At 46.8% G+C, this 21,218-nt stretch carries 17 protein-coding genes, 1 tRNA gene and 2 pseudogenes; 6 read left to right on the top strand and 14 right to left on the bottom strand.

The features are described 5' to 3' along the window. Nucleotides 1-346: 346 nt before the first annotated feature. The gene (locus RIC07_RS33700) at nt 347-892 is read right to left on the bottom strand and encodes a DUF2854 domain-containing protein (RefSeq protein ID WP_446398325.1); all 546 of its coding nucleotides are present in this window, start codon (nt 890-892) and stop codon (nt 347-349) included. A gap of 307 nt (nt 893-1,199) precedes the next feature. Between RIC07_RS33700 and RIC07_RS33695 the strand changes: the two genes are divergently transcribed. Next, a complete protein-coding gene (locus RIC07_RS33695; RefSeq protein ID WP_446380241.1) occupies nt 1,200-1,460 on the top strand; it encodes a hypothetical protein in 261 nt (86 codons plus the stop codon). A 243-nt stretch (nt 1,461-1,703) separates the two neighbouring features. Further along, a complete protein-coding gene (locus tag RIC07_RS33690; RefSeq protein ID WP_446380240.1) occupies nt 1,704-1,889 on the top strand; it encodes a hypothetical protein in 186 nt (61 codons plus the stop codon). Nucleotides 1,890-2,010: 121 nt separating this feature from the next. Here RIC07_RS33690 and RIC07_RS33685 read toward each other — a convergent pair whose 3' ends face one another. From RIC07_RS33685 to RIC07_RS33670, 4 genes are all read right to left on the bottom strand, one after another. Then, on the bottom strand, nt 2,011-2,547 hold the full coding sequence (locus RIC07_RS33685) for an NAD(P)H-quinone oxidoreductase subunit J (protein ID WP_446378821.1): 537 nt from the start codon (nt 2,545-2,547) through the stop codon (nt 2,011-2,013). Further along, nucleotides 2,540-3,283, bottom strand: coding sequence for a photosynthetic/respiratory NAD(P)H-quinone oxidoreductase subunit K (gene ndhK, locus RIC07_RS33680; RefSeq protein ID WP_446398324.1), 744 nt, complete (start codon nt 3,281-3,283; stop codon nt 2,540-2,542). The genes RIC07_RS33685 and ndhK overlap by 8 nt, the downstream gene beginning before the upstream one ends. 448 nt (nt 3,284-3,731) lie before the next feature. Next, on the bottom strand, nt 3,732-4,094 hold the full coding sequence (gene ndhC / locus RIC07_RS33675; protein ID WP_446380239.1) for a photosynthetic/respiratory NAD(P)H-quinone oxidoreductase subunit C: 363 nt from the start codon (nt 4,092-4,094) through the stop codon (nt 3,732-3,734). A 219-nt stretch (nt 4,095-4,313) separates the two neighbouring features. Beyond that, nucleotides 4,314-8,354: an amino acid adenylation domain-containing protein gene (locus tag RIC07_RS33670; RefSeq protein ID WP_446398323.1), complete on the bottom strand. Its 4,041-nt coding sequence runs from the start codon at nt 8,352-8,354 to the stop codon at nt 4,314-4,316. Nucleotides 8,355-9,224: 870 nt separating this feature from the next. Between RIC07_RS33670 and RIC07_RS33665 the strand changes: the two are divergent. Next, nucleotides 9,225-9,581 (top strand): annotated as a pseudogene (locus tag RIC07_RS33665) (four helix bundle protein). Nucleotides 9,582-9,753: 172 nt separating this feature from the next. Here the strand turns inward: RIC07_RS33665 and RIC07_RS33660 are convergent. The 3 genes from RIC07_RS33660 to tnpA form a co-directional block, all read right to left on the bottom strand. Continuing rightward, on the bottom strand, nt 9,754-10,002 hold the full coding sequence (locus RIC07_RS33660; protein WP_446398322.1) for a hypothetical protein: 249 nt from the start codon (nt 10,000-10,002) through the stop codon (nt 9,754-9,756). Beyond that, nucleotides 9,999-11,447 (bottom strand): amino acid permease, encoded by a 1,449-nt coding sequence (locus tag RIC07_RS33655; protein WP_446398321.1) that lies wholly within the window; start codon nt 11,445-11,447, stop codon nt 9,999-10,001. Before RIC07_RS33655 ends, RIC07_RS33660 begins: the two co-directional genes overlap by 4 nt. Before the next feature lie 909 nt (nt 11,448-12,356). Beyond that, a complete protein-coding gene (tnpA, locus tag RIC07_RS33650) occupies nt 12,357-12,746 on the bottom strand; it encodes an IS200/IS605 family transposase (protein ID WP_446398320.1) in 390 nt (129 codons plus the stop codon). A gap of 66 nt (nt 12,747-12,812) precedes the next feature. Between tnpA and RIC07_RS33645 the strand changes: the two genes are divergently transcribed. Beyond that, a complete protein-coding gene (locus RIC07_RS33645) occupies nt 12,813-14,366 on the top strand; it encodes an RNA-guided endonuclease InsQ/TnpB family protein (protein WP_446398319.1) in 1,554 nt (517 codons plus the stop codon). Between the two features lie 15 nt (nt 14,367-14,381). Continuing rightward, a pseudogene (locus tag RIC07_RS33640) lies at nt 14,382-14,555 on the top strand (GNAT family N-acetyltransferase); the annotation flags it as partial. Here RIC07_RS33640 and RIC07_RS33635 read toward each other — a convergent pair. The 6 genes from RIC07_RS33635 to RIC07_RS33610 form a co-directional block, all read right to left on the bottom strand. Continuing rightward, the gene (locus RIC07_RS33635; RefSeq protein WP_446398318.1) at nt 14,500-15,519 is read right to left on the bottom strand and encodes a sensor histidine kinase; all 1,020 of its coding nucleotides are present in this window, start codon (nt 15,517-15,519) and stop codon (nt 14,500-14,502) included. The pseudogene RIC07_RS33640 and the gene RIC07_RS33635 sit on opposite strands and share 56 nt — an antisense overlap. Nucleotides 15,520-15,671: 152 nt before the next feature. Then, nucleotides 15,672-16,289, bottom strand: a complete 618-nt coding sequence (locus tag RIC07_RS33630) for an L-threonylcarbamoyladenylate synthase (RefSeq protein WP_446398317.1) — start codon at nt 16,287-16,289, stop codon at nt 15,672-15,674. Between the two features lie 529 nt (nt 16,290-16,818). Beyond that, a complete protein-coding gene (gene prmC / locus RIC07_RS33625; protein WP_446398316.1) occupies nt 16,819-17,748 on the bottom strand; it encodes a peptide chain release factor N(5)-glutamine methyltransferase in 930 nt (309 codons plus the stop codon). 37 nt (nt 17,749-17,785) lie between these two features. Then, nucleotides 17,786-18,520 carry a Tic22 family protein gene (locus tag RIC07_RS33620; protein ID WP_446398315.1) on the bottom strand — a complete coding sequence of 245 codons (735 nt, stop codon included), beginning with the start codon at nt 18,518-18,520 and terminating at the stop codon, nt 17,786-17,788. 510 nt (nt 18,521-19,030) lie between these two features. Further along, nucleotides 19,031-19,104 (bottom strand) — tRNA-Pro (locus RIC07_RS33615). A 59-nt stretch (nt 19,105-19,163) separates the two neighbouring features. Further along, nucleotides 19,164-19,700: a GNAT family N-acetyltransferase gene (locus tag RIC07_RS33610; protein ID WP_446398314.1), complete on the bottom strand. Its 537-nt coding sequence runs from the start codon at nt 19,698-19,700 to the stop codon at nt 19,164-19,166. A gap of 565 nt (nt 19,701-20,265) precedes the next feature. Here RIC07_RS33610 and RIC07_RS33605 point away from each other — a divergent pair. Then, nucleotides 20,266-20,991 carry a hypothetical protein gene (locus tag RIC07_RS33605; RefSeq protein WP_006103833.1) on the top strand — a complete coding sequence of 242 codons (726 nt, stop codon included), beginning with the start codon at nt 20,266-20,268 and terminating at the stop codon, nt 20,989-20,991. Nucleotides 20,992-21,218: the final 227 nt, after the last annotated feature.

The raw sequence follows: 21,218 nt of genomic DNA, 5'->3' as shown, positions 1-21,218 counted from the left end.
CAATCGTAGACACGATTACTATAGTGTCTCTAACTGGGAACCGTTGGTTAAGGCTGATATCGAGCAACAACGCCGGGTATCAGCCAAGCGCAAGCGTTAACGGTTATCGACCAAAAGTTACACCGTGGACTTATACCAAGGCAGAATTACTTATAGGTAGGTTTGTCTAGGTTTTTAGAAGCGGTAATCACCAGGTTTGGGTAGTTAGCAGCTTGCTAATTTTTGCCTCTATCCTCGCCCATAGTATTAGTGCCACGCCTTTGAGCCAACTCTATGGCTCCTTACAAATGACGAATGACTAATGACTATCTCCGCCGTTAACTTTAATTGTCCCCACCTACCAACGTTAAGGTGCAGCAATCAACGCCACATCAACCTGGTCTTCTTCAGGTTGGTTCAATTCAACTCGGATATTCGGACCAAAGAATTTTTCTATTTTTTCCCGCTTTTGTTCCCATGTTTCAAAGGGAATCAGCGGCGAGTAAAATTCCAGTACTAACGTGTAAGCGCCATCCACTACAGTTTCTCGTAAACTATTGAGGTCTGGTCGTTCCTCATCGCTAGGTGAGAGACCTAAACTTTCCAGAGAGCTATCTAAGTGAGCGTCTTGACCGTAACGATAACGCATCACATCTTGGCGAATTTGGTTTTGAATGGGAGTAGCTGTCTGCTGTCGCTGTTCCAACACGTCTGGTGGTGTGGGTTGACTTAAAGGTACAGGCTTGAGTTCGGCGGCTTTCAGAGCAAAACCGCCCAGTAAGATGGGGACGCCGTAGAAAAATCCCACTAAATTTAAGGTCGCGTTCTCGGTGGCATAAGCCACAAAGCCGATGATGGTCAGTACTCCCCCAACCCACAATCCTACCGTTCCCAAGGAAATTTTGCGTAACATCTTAATTTAACTATCTACACAACAATCACTTTAGCTTTATTATCGGTGTCAAGGGGTGGCATGGGAAATGATCGGGTGCAGAACATCCATGTTTTAGATCGTGGATCTTGCCTGAATTGCTCTAGGGGAGCAAAGGCAAAAGCGTCAACGTCGTATTGTCTTCGTTATACTAGGCAAATTCGCTCTCTCGTAGCGCGATCGCTGTGTCGGCAGAAGTCCAACCTTCTCTGTAGCATGGTATGTAAACAGTTTTTATAAGCCCAGTTTTGTTTAGTCTGCTGTTGTCTCTATTGCCGCATTTTTTAAAATGATTCAAGAAAAAAAGCAACAAGCATCCTCAAAAAACCCCCGTTTTCGCGATCAGCTTGATTCGTTAAAGCGTGAGGATGAAACCCTAAATAATATTCTGGCTGTTGATGTTTGGGCGTTGGCAAAAACCATGGATGAATTTTATCCCGGCTTTTGGTCAGCGTTTATGAAAAATCGAGAAAAGGCATTAAAGCGATTTATTGCCGAAGTGATTAAAAATAAACCGACTAAATCCAAACGTCCTCCTTTCCTCAGCTAGGATACCCGTTCAGTAATTGAATCATCAACTGAAATCTTGGAAACTTATTCCTTGCTTAAGGGAAGGATAAAACAACAGCATGTTAATATTTAGTTGTGGCAGATGTACTACCCAGGAAATCGATCTATTTTCTAGGTGTACCTCTCCACACATCGTTGATATGCCTGGGTTGAGGGAACGCCTCACCTTATATCATTGTTGGTTTGCCAATTAGAAAAATAGCGAAACTAAAGGATAGGAATTATGGACTCACAAGCCATGCGAGAGCGCCTAACTGTCATTGAGAGTAAACGAGAGTTTCTCGTTAAACTGTTGGAGGAACCGAATTTAGGTACTCTGAGAATCGATGTTGATCAAGCTCTCGAAGAACTAGACGATTTAATTGAGGAATTTAAGCGAACATTTCCTGAATCAAGCGGTAATCTTTAACCAACTATTTGGCTCGCAAAGCTACCTGTAACAATTATTGTCTGACTTTACTTACTCTTGTTTAAAAGTAGGCGAGCAAGATGCTCGCACTACTTTTTAAGATTGGAAGGAGTTGCTCGAATTAATAAGCATCCTGCAATTCATAGAAGTCAGGCGAGATATAATCCTTCCGCAGGGGCCAGCCCACCCAATCTTCCGGCATCAAAATCCGCTTCAAGTTGGGGTGTCCTTCATAGACAATGCCGAACATATCGTAGGTTTCCCGTTCTTGCCAGTCAGCACTCTTCCAAATCCAATACACTGAGGGCATCGTGGGATTCTCTCGTGGTAGAAATACCTTCACCCTAACTTCTTCAGGTTGCTCAGCATCATCGCTGATCTTGATTAAATGGTAGAAGCTGACCAACTCTTCGCCAGGACCGACATCATAACCCCCTTGACATTGCAGATAGTTAAACCCATAAGCATACAGAGCCGTGGCAACGGGAATCAAGACCTCGGGTTGTACCTTAATCACCTCAATTCCCAGGTGATCCGGTTCCATTAACTCGGTTTCAAAGCCGTTTTCCTTCAGCCAGCCGTGGACTTCTCCTGTCTCAGCGAGTGGGGATTCTTCAGTATTCTCTTGGGTCTGTTCTTTGGATTCTTCTTCAGCCACGATTGACCTCCTGCTGTTGAGAAGACTTCAGTGCGGGGGGTACAGGCATTCCCATCGCTTCGGTTAACTCCTTCGGTGGAGTGTGGCGATTTTCAGACCGCAAGTATTGACCTGTGAGAATATCTGGCACTACCTTCATGCTATGAGTGGTGCTGTAATAGCGGTGGGTTGGGCTTAGAGTTGCCCGTTCCTGGATAGACTCATTTGCCACCTTCTTACGAAGTTTAACGATCGCATCCATAATCGCTTCGGGACGAGGTGGACAGCCCGGAATGTAAACATCCACGGGAATCAACTTATCGACACCCCGCACGGCGGTTGGTGAATCGACGCTGAACATCCCCCCTGTAATCGTACAAGCCCCCATCGCCATCGCATATTTAGGTTCCGGCATTTGCTCATACAGACGTACTAGCGCTGGTGCCATTTTCATCGTGATCGTGCCAGCGGTAATAATCAAATCCGCTTGTCGGGGACTCGAACGCGGCACTAATCCAAATCGGTCAAAGTCAAACCGAGAGCCAATCATCGCCGCAAATTCAATGAAACAGCAGGCGGTTCCATACATCATGGGCCACAGGCTGGATAGCCTAGCCCAGTTATAGAGGTCGTCTACTGTCGTCAAAATGACGTTTTCTGAGAGGTCTTGCGTGACCTGAGGACGACTGATGGGATTAAGAATTTTCTCTTTGGGTTGCTGCTCTTGGGTTGCAGCGTTTGCTGTATCTGTATTCATCCAAATATTCGCGACTGGATACCTCATCCATAGATAGTATGGGCAGTTAGAAAGCCGCGCCTCCTAGGTAAAGTACAAAAAACTCTAAACCCCTACCGCCTTGGATTTACTCGCCGACGTTCGACATATTGCCCTTGCCTGTCGCCTGGGTAGTTACTTTCCTCGTGCTTTTAACCTGTACGGATATGGGTTGTTTGATTGGGCTTGCGCCCCTCCCTTTCGGGGTAACGTTAGCTTCGCCAAAGTTATGTCTCGGTACTTTCTCCAACACACTGGCTTTTCCCTATAACCTGTTTAATGCTGGAGTTGTAGAGCTACAGACTAGCTACGCATCCGTAGGTACGAACTTTAACACTTAGACATAACGTCGTCGTTCAAGGCAGAACTTAGGCTGGTAAACATAGGCTTTTGGAAAGCCTCTTCCATGCCTAACCATAGACGGGGTAGTTTACGACCATTCTAAAGCTCCTTTGCGCCAAGCGTAAACGAGGGCAACGACGAGAATTGCAATAAAGATGAGTGCTTCGATAAACGCTAGTAGTCCTAGCTGATTGAATGCCACTGCCCAGGGATAGAGAAACACGGTCTCTACATCGAAAATCACAAAGACCAGGGCAAACATATAGTACCGGATATTGAACTGAATCCAAGCGCCCCCAATCGGTTCCATGCCAGATTCATAAGTCGTCCGGCGTTCGGGGTCGCGGATGCTGGGTCGCAGCAGCTTAGAGGCTGCCAGTGCGAGGACGGGGACTAAACTGCTTGCCAGTAAGAACCCTAGGAAATATTCGTAGCCGCTAAGAACAAACACAATAGGTTAAGTGTCCCTAAATCTTGTCGTTATTACTTCTTTACATTCTTGTACTTATTATAAGGGTCGTTGGTTGTGTGCAAATTATAAGATTCTATCCGGTAGGGGCACGGCAATGCCGTGCCCCTACGAAACCTATATCGAATCCGCAATTATCACACCAGATTGGCGGACAGGACAATTAGATAGATCCCAGAAATCGGTAATCTGGTCAGGTAATCACACCAACTGGTTGTAGTCCAGATAAGCCCGAATCACCTGGCTATTGACTGACGGACAGACAATATTCGTTCCGGCTAAACCCGCTAACGTATTCTGAGAGTCAAACGCCTGAGAGACTAAAGCCGCCGTTTCCAGATAGGGGCGTTGGTTTTCACCCACCCATTGAGTAAACAGGAACACCAATGGACTCAACGCATTGTCAGGCTGGGAACGGGCAACCTGGACCAGCTTGTCTTGCCAAGTAGAATAGTCCATCCATTCAATCGGATGACCAATAGCCCGGATTTCGTCCACCAGTTGCCGTAAGGATACCATCTCCGGACTGACTAAGTGAAAGGTTTGACCGAATAAATCCGGTTGCTGGGACAGATGGACGATAGATTGGGACACATAGTCTACAGGAGTCAAGCTTAGATTTAAGTCCAACTCCGGCGCACTCCCCAATTGAATCAACCCTTTGATTAATCGGTCAATTAGATCCCCCTGTTGAGACGCCCCGGTTTGGCTATGTCCCGTAATCATACCCGGTCGGTAAATCGACGCCGGAATCCCCCGTGCGTGTGCCTGTTTAACTAACTTCTCACCCACCCATTTACTCTGAGCATAACCATCAGACAGGTCATCCCCTGACTCCAAATCATCCTGTTCTAAAATCACCGACATCTGAGCATAGCGCGGCGATTGAAACACATCCAGCGTTGAGACAAAGTGAACGGGTTTGACCTTGGTTTTACTGGCTAATTTGAGAATTTCCTGAGTTCCCAGGACATTTGCCGATCGCAAAGCGCTGTAGGGATAAATTAAATTGACAAATGCCCCATTGTGATAGATTGAGTCAATCTCGCGAGTTAACGCCTCGTACTGCGACTCCGATAGTCCCAACCGAGGTTGGGCTAAATCACCCAACACAGGGACAACTCGCGACTCCAACTTATCTGATGACAGTAAATAGCGGTTGAAGCTGGCGGCAATTTTTTGCTGACCCGCCTCCAGCGTTTTGGCACGGACTAAGCAATAGACGGTAGCATTTGTATGCTGGAGTAATTCCTGCAATAAAAACGCGCCGAGAAAGCCTGACGCGCCTGTGATCAAAATCTTTTCCGGTGCTGTGTCCGGTTGACGATAGGGCTTTTCTGGATAAATGGTCTCATCCAAAACCGCATCGTTGGCTAAATTCGTGACCGCGATTGTACCCGTCACCGTCGTCGCATCTGACGGATCAGCGTCAGTCTTGGCGGTAATCGTTTGAGCCAGTTCCGCTACTGTAGGTGCTTCAAATAGAGCAAACAAGGGCAACTCCACCTGGAATTGTTCTCGCACCTGCGATAACAGTTGCGCCGTCAGTAGCGAATGTCCCCCTAGTTCAAAGAAGTTGTCATAAACACCCACACGCTCAACATCTAATACAGTTGCCCAGATTTGGGCTAACTCCTGTTCAACGGGTGTGCGCGGTGCGACAAACGTATCCTGAGCTACCTGTTGCGCCTGGTTGGGGTCAGGTAACGCTTTGCGATCGACTTTACGGTTGGGTGTTAGGGGCAAGCTATCCACTAACACAAAGGTTGAGGGAACCATATACGTGGGTAACTTATCACTCAGGAACGATCGCAACTGCGCCAGCGATAATCCTTGAGTTTTCACCATAAGCTCAATACTCTGATGGATTTGCTCCTGCTGGGTGGGTGTGGTCTCAAAAATCACCCCAGCGTTTTCCTCAGCGTGCCAAACCACAGTGCCTTGCAGCCATAAGGGATTGTCCACCCCTGGCAGTTTTACCCGCAAAAGTACAGGTTGGTTGTTTTGCCAAAATGTCGGGGTCAGTGCCTTTAAGCTAATCCCATTCCGGCTGAGATTTTGCGTCATCACTTCCACTTGTTGACCCGACTCAAATTCAGCACGACCCTTGATCTGGAGGGAAATACGGGGTTCTGTCCGCAAGTTACCTAGGCTGCGATGGAGTTTCGCCTTCTGGCTGGTTGTGGTATCAAACTTGACGCCCACATAGTCTTCAAAATGCCAAACAACCGTGCCTTGCAGCCACAACGGGGTTTCGACTCCGGGTAATTGTAATCGGAGCAATAGACGTTGATCCGTTTGCCAGGGATTAGCCGTTGTTCCCTTTAAGCAAATCCCCTCATGGCTGATATTTTGCGTCATCACCTGGATTTTTTCACCGGATTCTAATTCCGCCAGACAATGAATGTGCATCGGGATTCGGGGTTCTTGGCGGCGCAAGTCATGAACGGCTAATCCCTGGGTTTGGGCAATATGTTTGATACTCTGACGTAAAAATGTCTGTTGGCTGGGTGTGGTGTCTAGGCAAACATCTACCCATTCCAAGGATTTTGTGGCGATGGTTCCGGTGAGTTCAAGTTCATCGGGGACACCAGGAAACTGGCAGCGCAGCGTCAAGGATTGACCGTTTCGCCAGGAGGCGGGAGCATGAAGCAAACGAATACTATTGACCGAGAAATTGCTGGTGGTTAATTCAATTTCTGGATTCCCCTCACACGCCACCCAACACGTTGTTTCTAGGGGAACATTTTCAACGTCTAAGTCACTGACGAGATAGGCAACCAAGCGCTTTTCGCCCGAACTGTCATCGCGGGCGACAACCACCGCGTCTCGGATACCCGGATGCTGGTAGAGGGCAGATTCAATCTCGCCGAGTTCAATCCGGAAGCCGCGAATTTTCACCTGATGATCCAAGCGACCTAAACATTCCAGAGTCCCATCGGGTAAGTACCGGGCTAAGTCTCCGGTGCGATAGAGACGGGCACCGGGTTCTGAACTAAAGGGATCGGGAATAAATCGTTCATCGGTGAGGTCAGGTCGATTGAGATAGCCTCGTGCTAAACCAACGCCACCAATTAGTAATTCTCCCGGTTCTTCTACGGGGACAAATTTAATCGGGTCTGATGAATTTTGCTCAGGATGAGCTAGATAAATTTGGGTATTGGCAATGGGGCGACCGATGGGAATAGACTTGTCCGCCGATTCTACCTGATGCACGGTTGACCAGATTGTGGTTTCCGTCGGTCCGTACATATTCCACAGGGAAGCACTGCGTTCTAGGAGTTGACGCGCCAACTCGCGAGACATGGGTTCCCCCCCACAGAGAATTTTAAGCTGGGGATTTCCCTGCCACCCTGCGGCTAATAACATCCGCCATGTGGCGGGGGTAGCTTGCATGACGGTAGCACCGGATTCTTGCAAAACTGGGATTAACTGAGTCGCATCGGCGGCGACATCTCGCGTCACTAAGACAATATCAGCGCCAACGATTAAGGGTAAATACAGTTCCAATCCGGCAATATCGAAGCAGATGGTGGTAACAGCTAACAGGGTGTCATTGGGGGTGAGTCCGGGGGCGACACTCATTGAGGTGAGGAAATTGACCACCCCACGATGCAGCACTTGGACGCCTTTGGGTTTACCCGTTGAGCCGGAGGTATAGATGGTGTAGGCTAAGTTGTCGGGCGTGACACCACTGTCTAAATTCTCTGGACTATGTTGGGCAATTGCCTGTTGATCTGTATCCAGGCAAACCACTTGGGCTTGGGTGTCGGGTAATCGGGTGAGTTGGTCTTGTTCGGTGACGATGACAGGGACTTGGGAATCCTCAATCATCAACGCTAATCGTTCTTGAGGATAGGCGGGATCAAGGGGAACATAAGCACCGCCAGCTTTGAGAATCCCCAATAAACCCACTACCATATCCAGCGATCGCTCTAGACATATCCCCACCAGTACATCAGGTCTTACTTGTAGCGTTTGTAAGTAGTGGGCAACCTGGTTAGCGCGGCGGTTCAACTCCCGATAGGTTAGGGTTTGCCCGTCAAACCGTATCGCAATTTTGTCCGGTGTGCGATCGCTCGCTTGTTCAATTAACTGATGAATACATTGATCGGCGGGATAGTAGGTTTGGGTTTGATTTAACTGTTCAAGTCGCTGCTGTAATTCACGTTTTTTGCTTGTATCAGGAATACCGTAGAATTGCTCGATTTCTAATGATGATTCAAAGGAACGCTCTATCATAATTTCCCCTTGGAACAGGTTTACAGTGGTCTTTGATTTAGGGTCAAGTTGGTGATCCACTACTGAAAATATAGCTATTCGCTATTTTTTTATCCGATACAGGGGTCATTTTTTTTAGTGTCACCTACTCATTCCCTTTTACCAAATTAGATTCAGCAATTTAGTTGAGCAATAAATTTAAGAATTATTACTCAAAAGTACATTTAGTACGATAGAGAATTTTTGATACTCAAGGGGGATAAAATCTAGTCATAAACCCAATCAATATTGCTTTCGGTATGATAGTAGCTGGTTTTTGCCCGTTACTCTCCAAATTAGATAGGATTAGAAAACTCTCAAAAAATTAACTCACTCAATTGTTTCTGGCTAGAGAGCTACAACCAGAATAATTTGGGCTTGACAATTGTAAATGCACCCCCATAATCCTTCTCCATCACTAGAGCATAAATAGTACAAACTCTTGAATTTCCTAGACAATGGTCTCAAGACGTCATCAATTTCTTCTGCCATAGCGATATCAGATGGATAGAGTATCTGTCACGGTTGAGTTAGTCGGCTTTTGTAGCCTGTAATACAGTCGTATGACTTGTATTTTATCTTTTCGTATAATATTCTAATCCTCTCCTCTGATCAACAAGATGAGGCAAACTTTACTAAGTCTTTAAAAATGAACATCAATTCTTGATGAAGTCTTTAACGCTTGAGGGTATAGTGATCCATTTGGAACAAAAATGTATCTTAACTTAACAAAAATAGAATAAATGAAATAAACAATAATGTTTCTCAAACAAATAGAGACACCCTAGCTAGGGGTGTAGGGTGTAGGGTGTAGGGTGTAGGGTGTAGGGGGTAGAGTGTGGAGATTCGCCAGTGCAGTCTTATCGGGATTTACGGGTTTGGCAAGAGGCAATGAATTTAGCTGAAGCTTGTTACCGAGGAACAAGAATATTTCCCAAAGAAGAACTTTATGGCATGATTGCCCAAATCCGTAGAGCATCCGCGTCGATTCCTGCTAACATTGCCGAAGGTTACGGGCGGCGAACTCGGGGAGAATATATCCAGTTTTTGTACATAGCCCAAGGTTCTCTTAAAGAGCTAGAAACCCATTTGTTACTATCTATCTGAGTCGAACTAGCTTCTTCCCAAACTATCAATCCGATTCTGAGGAGCTGCGAATCAGTCGGAAAACTCCTGTTAGCTCTGATTCGCGCTCTTGAAAATAAGTGACATCCTCCTACATTCAATCAAAGATTAGAATAAAGGCTTCCTTCGGTACAGTTTTTGGAACTATAAGCTGTCATGCATTTAAATTGGGTATTAGTAGCGAGCAAGATGCAAAGCCTGCGGCATGGCTTCGCTTAACGCACTACAAGGATTTCACCATTATTGACATTAAGGTTTAAATGCCGAACAGCTTACCCGACACCCGACACCCAACACCCGACACCCAACACCCGACACCCGACACCCGACACCCGACACCCAACACCCGACACCCAACACCCGACACCCAACACCCAATACCCGACACCCCACACTCGACACCCAATACCCAACACCCAATACCCGACACCCCACACTCGACACCCAATACCCGACACCCCACACCCAACACCCAACACCCCACACCCGACACCCCAATTCTCACTCCTGATACCCCGTCAATCCCAACGCCGTCGCTTCTTCCGGGGCTTGAGCCACCAGTCGATTACTCCGGAACACTAAAAAATAGACACTTGCCACAATCAGCGCTATGCCAATCCCCCAAACACCGCCTCGGTAATCGGGTATAGACATACAAGCAACCAGGGCAAATGTGGCTAAAGCCAAGCCCACAAATGCTCCCGCTGTTCCCAATGGGCTTTCGTAGGGTTTCGGCAAATAGGGATTCCCTTTCAGCTTCATGTAGCTAACCATGACCAAAATATAGGAAATTAATGCCCCAAACACCGCCATATTCAAAATCACAGCATCGACAGCTTGAATACCGGTACTCACCAGTAGCACACAGATAAATCCAACCGTCGCCCCGGCAATTAATGCCCGATGGGGGGTATGACTTTTACTCGTCACCGATAACCAACGGGGTAAATACCCAGCACGGGATAGGGAGAAAATAATCCGTCCGTAGGCAAACATATTACCGTGGAGACTGGCAATTAAACCACAAATCAGCGCCAGTGCTGTGACAATAGTACTGGTTGCGCCGGCGCCAAAATAAGCCTCTAACCCATCTTGCAGAGGAGCATCGGATTGCCCAATCGCCACCGCGCCACCCCCCACACCAGAATTAATCACCACGGTGAAAATTGACAGAATAATCAGGGTAACCATACCAGAAATCATTCCCGTTGGCATATTTCGAGGCACATTATCGGTTTCCTCCGCCGTCATCGGTAATTGTTCAATTGCCAGATACAACCATATCGCAAAAGGAATCGCGCCAAACACTCCAAACCAGCCATTTGGTAACCAGGTTTCTGATTGTCCCGGTTCAGCCGGAATATTAAACAGCAGGTCAAAATTGAATTCACCCGATACCAGCATACTCACATAGAAGATGGCTAATACTGTCATCGCGATGATGGTTAGCCAAAGACAGACTGTCACACTCAGTTCAAAACCTCGGATATTAATTGCCAAAAAAACAGCGTAGGCAAATACCCAGATAAAAAAACTGGGCAGATTGGGAAATAAGGGCTTGAGGTAATTGCTTAAACTGAACACCAGCGCTGCGTTGGCGAGAACATATTCAATCGTAACCGTAATCCCACAAATAAAGCCCCAAAAAGGACCGAGGGCATAACGGGTGAACGAGTAGAATCCGCCCGCATGAGGGAGGGCGGTGGAGAGTTCAGCAGTACTATAGACCAAACAGAGATACATAATTGCCATCAAGACAGCGGCAATACTAAACCCCCAGAATCCTCCGGAGGCTAAACCATAGTTCCAACCATAGAAATCACCTGAGATAACAGCGCCAACCCCTAAACCCCATAAGAGTAAACTACCAGCATTTCCTTGAAGTTGTCGCCGTCTGATATAACCATTATTTACTGTTTCGTAAGCCGCAATACCTTGAGAATGTTGCATCGATAAACTTTATCCTCAACTGTTTACCTTGCACCCCAATAACCATTCATTCAGCTCAAACCGTTGGTCGGTTAAGCTCAGCAGATTGGGCGGCGTTTCCTGACCTCTTTTCCCTAGTTGAGAGGAAAAACGGACGCCGCCCGTTCATTGCTGATTGCTGATTGCGAAGAACCAAGTCGTTTGCTGAGAGAGAAGCAAGTCCCATCTAGTTCTTTAACCGCATCATTCCATCTTTCGGCTAAATGTAATACAGATCCGGATTGACAGCAAAGCGGTTTTAAGTGTTGATATAGAAGTATCCTACCGAAAAGCCAATCAAACTGTATTACATAAATTCCGGACTTAGCTTGATAGTTGTATGACAAAATGATTCCAGGCTGTCGAAGCGATTCATGCCATTTTTTTTATCGTGCAACGAATAAAGCACCTCAGCTAAGTAGTCGGACTTTCATTAAAGTTATAGCGCTACGCGCCAGGGAATAGGCAATAGGCAATAGGCAATAGGCAATAGGCAATAGGCAATAGGCAATAGGCAATAGGCAATAGGGAACGGGAAACAGTAGTGTTAGCGTCTCGCTCGCTACTTTGTATGGTTTTTATCTATCCAAGCTTTATTGATTGGGCGTTACGCTACCCTACCCTTTGGGAACGCTTCGCGAACGGGAACGCTGCGCGAACGGGAACACTGCGCGAACACTCTCCTTACCCTAGAAGTTGACAACAATTCGTCGATAATTTGACACCCAAGGACAATTATGATAAAGCCAGCCAAAAATCTTCAACTGAAAAGATCGAGACATTTGCCTCACAGGTAAAGTACGGGAGGACGGAAGCCCCCGCACTGAGCGTCGGGGGATGAAGTCCGACGCGGCGAATTCATTCACTTCGACTACGCTCAGTAACTCGCCGTCATTTTTTTTGATTTTCGATGTAACGTCTAACTGTTGTATTGCTAAGATTGCCAGCGGTAGAGACAAAATACGAGTGAGTCCACAGGGAAGGAAGCTTTAAGAGTATTGGAAACTCTTGTCTTAGCAATCGAGAACTTCTGCCCTTGATAGCCTTGACGACTTGATGGGCAGCTACTTTTGGTGGAGTATTGACAAACAGGTGAACATGATCAGGCATAATCTCCAAGGCTATGACCACCCACTCTTTTCCTTGGCAAACCTCCCAAATAATATCTCGTAATCGCTTTTCTACGTCTCCAGTCAACACCTTTTTCCGTCGTTTTGGCGTCCAAACTAAATGGTAATTGACCATAGAAACCGAGTGGTTGCTTTTTCTGTACTGCTGCATATCCGTCAAATTATGCTATGATTATTTTGTTGATAGCGTAGAGCTGGCGACAGTGTTTAGCCATCTATGATTTTAAGCTACGTCTACAAACTGCGTCCATCTGGCAGCCAGGAAGCCAAGATGCAGTCGTGGCTCGATATGCTTAGAGCAACATACAATTGGTGCTTGGCTGACCGGATTGAAACCTATCATCAGCAGTTTATCCAGGGACCCTATTGCAGTTTAAGGACTAAAGCTGAGGCTTACTCACTAACTTGCTGCATTGTCAAAAACGGTGCGACGGGCAATCTCTGGAAAAACAATGGCAAGAAACGAAATGCTGGCACGATTCAGGATGCCGCACTGGTAGACCTGAAAGCTGCCCGTCCTTGGTATAAATCAATAGACTCGGACGTATTGCAACGCAATATCGCTCGGTTGAACACTGCCTATAAAAACTTCTTTGACCCTTCGGCTTCGCTCAGGGTCAATGGGCGAGGCTTTCCGGCGTTTAAAAACCGTAGCAACTTCCGGTCATTCGAGTATAAGCCAGGTCGGGTTAAGCTCAAGGGGAGCAAGGTTTATCTGCCTAAAATCGGCTGGATGCGTTTTTTCAATTCCCGCCCCATTCCCGATGGATTTGCCATCAGGAGTGTAACGATTCGCCGTAAAACTGATGGATGGTTCATAAGCGTGCGGATGGTGGACAAATCAATTCCAGAGCTTATGCCCCGCCCTACTTCCGAGGTTAAAACGGCGGTTGGGTTAGATATGGGGTTAACGCGACTGGTGCATTGCTCTGATGGGAGTGATATTCCCAACCCCAGGTTTGCCACTAACCAGAAGACTAAGCGGACTCTCTCGATTCGACAACGACGTGTTAGCCGGACTAAGAAAGGTTCGAGAAAGCGCAAGAAGCGGACTGCTGAAGTAGCCAAACTACACAGTAAAATCTCTAACCGCAGAAGTGCTTATCAATGGCAGGTTGCCAATAAACTGGTCAAAAAAGCCGACGCAATTGTAGTAGAAGATCTCAACATTCAAGGAATGGTGAGACGGTGTAAACCAAAATTAGAGGAAGGAACTGGACGATTCCTGCCTAATGGTCAATCAGCCAAGCGAGGATTGAACCGTTCTATTTTGGATGCCTCATGGGGAGAGTTGATTAACAAGATTCAGTACACGGCTGAAAAGTCGGGAAAGGTCTTGCTCAAAGTCAACCCGCGAGATACATCCAGAGAGTGCAGTGCCTGTGGTCATATCGATAAAGCCAACCGGAACAGAGAACGTTTTATCTGTACCAGGTGTGGACATTTTGACCATGCTGATCAACAAGCTGCACGGAATATCAAGCGTAAAGCCGTTGTTGAATATAGCTTGACGCTTCGGCTCCGCTCAGCGTCAACACCGAGCGGAGTCGAGGTGTTGAAATTAGTAACAAAAAAGGTACGCCGGGACTCGGCGAAACCCAAACAGCTAAGCCTGTTTGAAACGCCCAGCGTTGAATTAACAACGTCTAAAAGGAGAAAACACGACACCCGCAAGGGTAAACGTCGTGTGCCTGGGAACCTGGGGAGACAGTTAGAATTGTTTTCCCAGGATATGTGGAATGTGAGTTCCGCAGAATCCCCCTTTTTCTAAAAGGGGGAGTGTCAACCCAAACTGTGTCGGGTTGAGCGAGTTTATTTAATGACCACTCATCAACAACGCTTCTACGAACGCATTGGTTTTGAATGTAACACCACAACCACAATGGTGCTATACAATCAACCGCTCATGACTGCTCTGCCAACACTCGTTCGATCATCTCCGGAGTTGCTAGAGGCATAGTACATTGCAACCGGATACAAGTGTCTGTAACTGAATCGTCGCTTGGTTCTTTCCCAGGAATAGGTAATAGTTCCAAGCGTCCCTTCATCATCTCCACCAAGGTTTGCACCATCAACCAATTCATACCGGGTGAGGTTGTTGATGAGGTTGTTTCCTGTTCCTCTGAGTCATTAGTGTCGGAGAGTAAATCAACGGCTTCACTCCAAATCGAGTTGGGACATTCTACATCAATCCAGATATTCACCATCTGTGGGTTGTCAGAATTGGCTGTAGAAACCTGAATCGTCCCTTCTTCCATTTGGACAATAGCGCTGTCCACCATTCCCACTAATACCTGACGAAAACGCCGGGGATCAGCTAATATTTCTATTTCTGGGTCAGGGGAAATCACTTTCAGCCGCAGATTACGATTCCCGGCTTGCATGTGAGTGAGGACTTCGAGTTCTTCAAAGCATTGGCTCAATTGCAGAGGGCGAGTCTCTAGACGATTAGTACCGTGTTCCGTTTTGGCGACAGCAATCACCTCATCTAAAAGTTTTACCATCTTCTGCGCCGAGGTATGGGCTTGAGCCACGAATTCCTTAGCTTCTTCCGGTGAGTCACATAAATCGGACAAAATGAGCTGATGCATCCCCATCAAACTACTCAGGGGCGATCGCAGTTCGTGGGATGTCCGCGCCAAGAAGCCAGCTTTATACTGGCTCATTTCATGCGCCATTTGGTAAGCCAGTCGGGTTTGCTGGAGTTCCTGCTTCAGAGGCTGTAGTTCATCCTCTTTCACCGGTTCCGTCTCTTTCACGGATTCCGTCTCTTTCACAGGTTCCGCCTTAGCTGGCTGGGATTCCTCGGGTTTTGACAGTTGCGGTTCTGGTATCGTTGAACTTTCTGGCTGTTTGCTGGAACGAGTAGCGCGGCTGACAACAAGTCCCATAACAATACCGACTACCAGATAGATCAGCTCCATGTTGCCCATATTTTTTCAAACTTTTCAACGTAATTCGCGGGAGTCCCCATCCACAATCTTTTATTTGGCTGGGGTAGTAGACGAATGAATTCTATTTTTAGTCTTGCCATACCCGCCTTCAGCTCAAGCATAGCCCGTTTTCCCCATCGTCATCACCCCTTAGACAAAGAACAGTCGAATGAGACAGCGCCTTGGCGCAAAATTTGCCACCCGTCTCTTTTCCATTTCACCACCGTAGAGGGTGCGCCTTGGGTATTGGGGTGACGCTCCTCTAATTCTTTGGATTCGGTGGGATGAAGCGTCAGCACCTCCGGAAACTCTGCTTCAATTTCTGGCATTGTATGTAAGGGAGGTTTCCCGGAGACGTTGGCGCTCGTCGTCGCTAGAGCACCCGTCTGGGACAAAATCGCGATCGCGACTCTAGAGTCAGGAACACGCAAGCCAATTGTGGTCGGATCTGTGGGGTTCATGGCTGCCGGAACTTTATCCGATGCAGGTAACACTAAGGTTAACGCTCCGGGCCAATAGTGCTTTGCCACTTGCTGCCAAATCTCTAATTCGGCGTCTGTCCCCTTGACATAAGACCAAAGTGATGATGGGAATGAACCCATTAAAATTAAGGGTTTGTTATTGCTTCGCTGCTTCAGCGTAAATATCAATTCTGCATAATCCGGTCGTACAGCGAGAGCGGGTATCGTATCGGTGGGAAAGCTGACGATCTGACCAGAATTAGCGCCAGCTACTAGGGCAGACATGAAGACATGAGTCATATTGAGGTAGAGAATACTCCAAGAGCTTCAGGAAAATATATAATATTTTGCTGGAAGTTAAGGCAAAAGTCAAAATTTGTCATTTGTCATTCGTCATTTGTCATTTGTCATTCGTCATATCATGTTCTGGCGGTTTTTCTTAATTGCAATGCTTTCAAATCCATCGTTTTAGACATTTTCTCATCTGTGTGTTGTACGGGATCTGATATTATTCGTCTGATTTAATTAATTATGAATTATTAATTAGGGCTTGCTGCACAAAGCCAAAACCGCAAAGCCCATCAATACTTTGAGCTTTATTGACAGAGAGTTTGATTCAAGGAAATTGGGTAGCATTCTTCATAAGAATGGCATCACCTTGCTCAGGAAAAATGTACCCTTGCTCCCCCAGCTTCCAGACGTGCCATGGCACGCCTCTACATTGGTTTCCCCAGTGTTCGACTGAACTTCGACAGGCTCAGGGGTCCGCGCTCACGCCGAAGGCTTCCCCCGCTCCCCCTCACCACAACACTTATTCAGCCGCCCCTAATTAGTCCCGTCGATAAGCCAAAGCAAAACGGTCAATTCCAGCTAAATCTGGGATGATTTTAATCTGACAATAACTCCCCTGTTGATGCAACAACTGAGCAACAGTATCACCTTGTCCTGCCATCATTTCTATTATCCAAACGCCCCCAGGACGCAGGTAATCGCCAGACGTATTAATCAGATGTCGAATGCAGTCTAGACCATCAATTCCCCCGTCCAGTGCCATAAGCGGTTCGTGATCTCGGACTTCTGGCTGTAACTGTTGTAGCTCATCTCTAGGAATATAGGGAGGATTGGATACTATACCACTCAATTGCCCTTTGAGTGATGCCAAGGGGGACAACCACGACCCTTGATAAAATTGAATTCTTGACCCAAATCCTAGCTGTTGAGCATTCAGTTGGGCAATAGCGAGGGCATCGCTACTGTAATCAACGGCGTGAATTGTCGCATCAGGAAACGCCTCAGCTAATCCTAACGCGATCGCACCACTCCCTGTCCCTAAATCTGCCCACTGTCCAGCATCGAGTTGGGGTGTTGCACTTTGTCCCGTCGCACTAACTGCCAAATCAATTAAATACTCCGTTTCCGGTCGAGGAATCAGAACCGCAGGCGAAACATTCAGCGAAAAACGCCGCCAAGGAGTGATCCCCACTAAATACTGTACAGGCAAACGGTCATAAAGACGCCGCTGCCAGAGTTGAGTCAGCACTGGCAGCGGATACCGTAATTCGATGTGCGATCGCGCCTTAAACGACTCTAGGCGCAGCGATAGAGGCTCAAGTCCTGCAACCTCTTGAAGCAACCAATCTACTTCAGCGACAGGGATATCAGCCTCTACAGCCGACCGACGGGCTTCTTGTCGCCACAGCCAGAGGTTTTGACCCGATACTGCCAATGTCCTAGAGGATGGCTCTGGCGTTGTAGCCATGAGTAATTAACCTGATTCCCTTTAGACTAATTTAGATCTATTGAGAAGAGGATTGACGCAAAAATTGTAAAGATTCTTGCGAAGGAATGAGTAGAATTTGCTCAAGTTGAGGGTTATCCTGAGTCTGCAATGTATTAATAATACCCTCTAGCGGCACAACCTGGATCTGAACACTCGAAGCCAGGTTAGGCTGTTGTTCCTTAAAGCGGTTGACCAAATTCTGTAACTGCTCTTTGTCAAAGAAAAAGGGAATGACTTGCTGACCCTCTTGTTGAATCGTTAAATACCCTCCTTCTTGACCTCCTTTTGCCACAAACAGAGGGACACCCCGAAATTCTTGCCCTTGACCCAGAAGCTGTTGGGCGGACTGCACTTGCTGCTGCACTGGAATATAGGCAAAATCTAGACCATTAGGTTGGTTTTGACTCTGTTGATCAAGTTGGTAGACTTCTGCTAACGATACAGGCACGACCCGGACTTGGTTACCCAACTCAGGTTTTTCCTGCTTCAATCGTTCTACAAACGCTTCTGCATCCCTCTGGCTAATAAAGACGCCTGCAACTGCTTCATTCTGATTGTTCTGACTAGGAATAGAGGCGACTAAGGGTGAGCCTTCTCCATCAGTAACCGTAAATACAGGTACGGTTTGTAACTTTTCCATTACCTGCTGTTCGGTCAAAGCCAGCGCCCGCAGATTTCCACCAAAAAAGGAGCCTAGGAGAGTAGTCCCCACTAAGCCTAATGTTGCACTCCAGCGAACTAATGATTTCATACAATTGCCTCTTGAATTCTCGCGTACTATCTCATTAAAACTAGGATACCGCTCTCACTTGATGATGACATCTCTCTCGTGAATTGAAGAAATCGCTTGAAATCGTCAGATAGAGTCTATCCATCTTGAGCTAGGCTGTTTTCCTGGCACTATCGATAGTGACGATAGTTACGATTGACGTTTAGCTGTCACCAGTGACGAGAGTTGAGTCAGGTAAACCTGAACGTTCCTAGTCTTGTCTGAGTTAAGAAAACTGACTGGGTTCAATTCCCTAGAGTTCCACTTGTTGAAGATTTGAGTTAATGTTACTATGATAGATTAACTAAAAACCACGCCAGTCCCTTTGTTTTTATTGGCTCTAATTTATAGTAACCGCCATAGCTGTTAGGACACATCATTTATGTAGAGACTATGTAGAGACGTTGCATGCAACGTCTCTACATAGATGCCGAAAGTCCTAATCGATGTGTCCTAATCGATTTGTCTACTGCTATAACTTGTTCTAAAAAATCGGGATGACAGGATTTGAACCTGCGACATCCTGCTCCCAAAGCAGGCGCGCTACCAAGCTGCGCTACATCCCGATGCATATCTTGATAATATACCTTCGCGTCCAAATTGCCCAGTCTCAATCGCACAAAAATTAGTCAGGATACCAGAACATGCCTTTGATGCCTTCGGGATCAGCCATAAATCCCATTTGCCGATAAAAATTGACCACTTGGGGATCGGCAAAGAGAGTGATATTGCTGATATCTTCACTGCGAAGTTTCTTAATGGTGTACTTCATCAACGCCTTACCCAGCCCCTTACCTTGGAATTGGGGGTGAACCACCACATCCCAAATTGTGGCATTAAAGGCATGGTCAGACGTAGCCCGGGCAAAACCAATCAGACGCCTCGTGTTCCCTCGCTGTTGCCACATGGACACGACGAGGAAACTATATTCAATCGCTTTACGAACTTTCCGCATCGGTCGTCTTGACCAACCCACGGCGTCGCAAAGCTCCTCTAATTCATACAGATCAAATTCTCGATCCGTACTAAATAGGATACGCCCATTATCAGCGCGATCGCCAGACGCAGGAGACTCGCTGAAATTTGAAATGGTATCCCCTTCAAATTTTGTCGATGTCGAAGCAGTGTCAGCACTGCCAAAAAAGCTCTTCCAAAAACCCATGCCGATGTGGCTATAGCATTTTATACTGGTTATCCGTTACACAAGACCTAGCCCAAGCTAATTAAGGCTAGACGTATCTAACGGGTTAGCTTGACGATTATTCAAAACTTTGACGTTTTGAACGGTAGCACTCAGGCTAATGACAAAGGCTTTCAGAAGCCCCACACTGCACTCCATCAAGTCAGTGTGTGGAGTTGTCTCTGATCATGCATAACTTTCGGAGTGACCCCCGGTAGGACAACTTTTACCTGACATGCTTATCGTACCACAATTGGCGCAATACGCTCCGATAACCATTATGACCAAAGCTTGCTCTTGCAGCCAAGCAACAACGTCTTATGTAAACACCCAATTTGACCCTATCCCTACGCTAATCGCCTACACTTAAAGTTTGGCGGTCAGTGGCAAATCGTGACTCAGGGCAAGACCTTCTTTAGCTAGACTGAGGCTATTGTGCCGAATTTGTGAGAGATTAACCAGATACGGCAGGTTTTTGCCTTGAGGCTGAGCTTGCTGGTCTATCCTAAAAGCTTTTAACCAAAGCGAACGCCTTCTCCCCCTACTTATGGCTGCGGGTCTGAAATCATCAACACTAGAACTGCTGAAGCGCTTCAACCGGGCGTTTCCAGAATTTTATGAGCAGTTTGTCAGTAGTGAGATCCAATTGCAAAACCTGAGACTGGCTTATAAACTCTACAAAACTCGGCGTGTCGTTATTGAGATCAAACCCGAAGGCTCGAAAAGTGCTCTACATTTTGCCTACCGTAACCAGTCTTTTCTCCTCAGCGATATTTTCGGGGTTTTAGCGGCTTATGGACTGACGATTCACAGCCTGAGTCTTCATGGTCAAATCAATCCCCCCATGTTGGTGTTTATCAAGCTAGTCGTATCCCGTGGTAGCAAAGCCCTAACCCCCAAAACAGCAGATAATGTCTGCCGTGCCATTCGGGAGGCGTTGGCGGGACGTTTTGAAGTCGAAGAAATGCTGGCGGTGGAATTTAATCTGGATGCTGGTTTAGAACAAGTCGAAACTGAGTTCTATGTCGATCCAGTATTTCATCTACCTGCCTTATTAATTGAAGCTGATAACCAGCCGGGATTATTTTATAAGGTAATGTACGCCGTCTGGCAAGAAGACTTACTTGTCGTCAACGCTAACTTACTCGTCTGGCGTGGACGTACCCGCCTTATTCTCTACTTGCTCGGTCCCAATGAAAACTTGATTCCCGAATATTTAGGTCAGAAAATTGCCGAAAGTGTTCGACAGCGATTACTAGGGCGTCGGTTTTGACCCTTCATTTTGTTCAGGGAACCTGGTTTGTAAGTAGGTGGACACAATAAAAGCTAACGGTAGAGATCGTCATTCGTCATTTGTCATTTGTCAGGGAACAGGGAACAGGGAACAGGGAACAGGGAACAGGGAACAGGGAACAGGGAACAGGGAACAGGGAACAGGGAACAGGGAACAGGGAACAGGGAACAGGGAACAGGGAACAGGGAACAGGGAACAGGGAACAG

Source organism: Coleofasciculus sp. E1-EBD-02 (assembly GCF_040218245.1).
Classification (GTDB): domain Bacteria; phylum Cyanobacteriota; class Cyanobacteriia; order Cyanobacteriales; family Coleofasciculaceae; genus Coleofasciculus.
Note: the sequence above shows the minus strand (reverse complement) of the source record. Positions and strands in the feature narration are given on the sequence as shown.

Bases quoted from the DNA above. Each gene is read 5' to 3' on its own strand.
- RIC07_RS33700 (WP_446398325.1), bottom strand. From the start codon at position 892: ATGTTACGCAAAATTTCCTTGGGAACGGTAGGATTGTGGGTTGGGGGA.
- RIC07_RS33695 (WP_446380241.1), top strand. From the start codon at position 1,200: ATGATTCAAGAAAAAAAGCAACAAGCATCCTCAAAAAACCCCCGTTTT.
- RIC07_RS33690 (WP_446380240.1), top strand. From the start codon at position 1,704: ATGGACTCACAAGCCATGCGAGAGCGCCTAACTGTCATTGAGAGTAAA.
- ndhK (WP_446398324.1), bottom strand. From the start codon at position 3,283: ATGAATACAGATACAGCAAACGCTGCAACCCAAGAGCAGCAACCCAAA.
- RIC07_RS33670 (WP_446398323.1), bottom strand. From the start codon at position 8,354: ATGATAGAGCGTTCCTTTGAATCATCATTAGAAATCGAGCAATTCTAC.
- RIC07_RS33655 (WP_446398321.1), bottom strand. From the start codon at position 11,447: ATGCAACATTCTCAAGGTATTGCGGCTTACGAAACAGTAAATAATGGT.
- tnpA (WP_446398320.1), bottom strand. From the start codon at position 12,746: ATGCAGCAGTACAGAAAAAGCAACCACTCGGTTTCTATGGTCAATTAC.
- RIC07_RS33645 (WP_446398319.1), top strand. From the start codon at position 12,813: ATGATTTTAAGCTACGTCTACAAACTGCGTCCATCTGGCAGCCAGGAA.
- RIC07_RS33635 (WP_446398318.1), bottom strand. From the start codon at position 15,519: ATGGAGCTGATCTATCTGGTAGTCGGTATTGTTATGGGACTTGTTGTC.
- RIC07_RS33630 (WP_446398317.1), bottom strand. From the start codon at position 16,289: ATGACTCATGTCTTCATGTCTGCCCTAGTAGCTGGCGCTAATTCTGGT.
- prmC (WP_446398316.1), bottom strand. From the start codon at position 17,748: ATGGCTACAACGCCAGAGCCATCCTCTAGGACATTGGCAGTATCGGGT.
- RIC07_RS33620 (WP_446398315.1), bottom strand. From the start codon at position 18,520: ATGAAATCATTAGTTCGCTGGAGTGCAACATTAGGCTTAGTGGGGACT.
- RIC07_RS33610 (WP_446398314.1), bottom strand. From the start codon at position 19,700: ATGGGTTTTTGGAAGAGCTTTTTTGGCAGTGCTGACACTGCTTCGACA.
- RIC07_RS33605 (WP_006103833.1), top strand. From the start codon at position 20,266: ATGGCTGCGGGTCTGAAATCATCAACACTAGAACTGCTGAAGCGCTTC.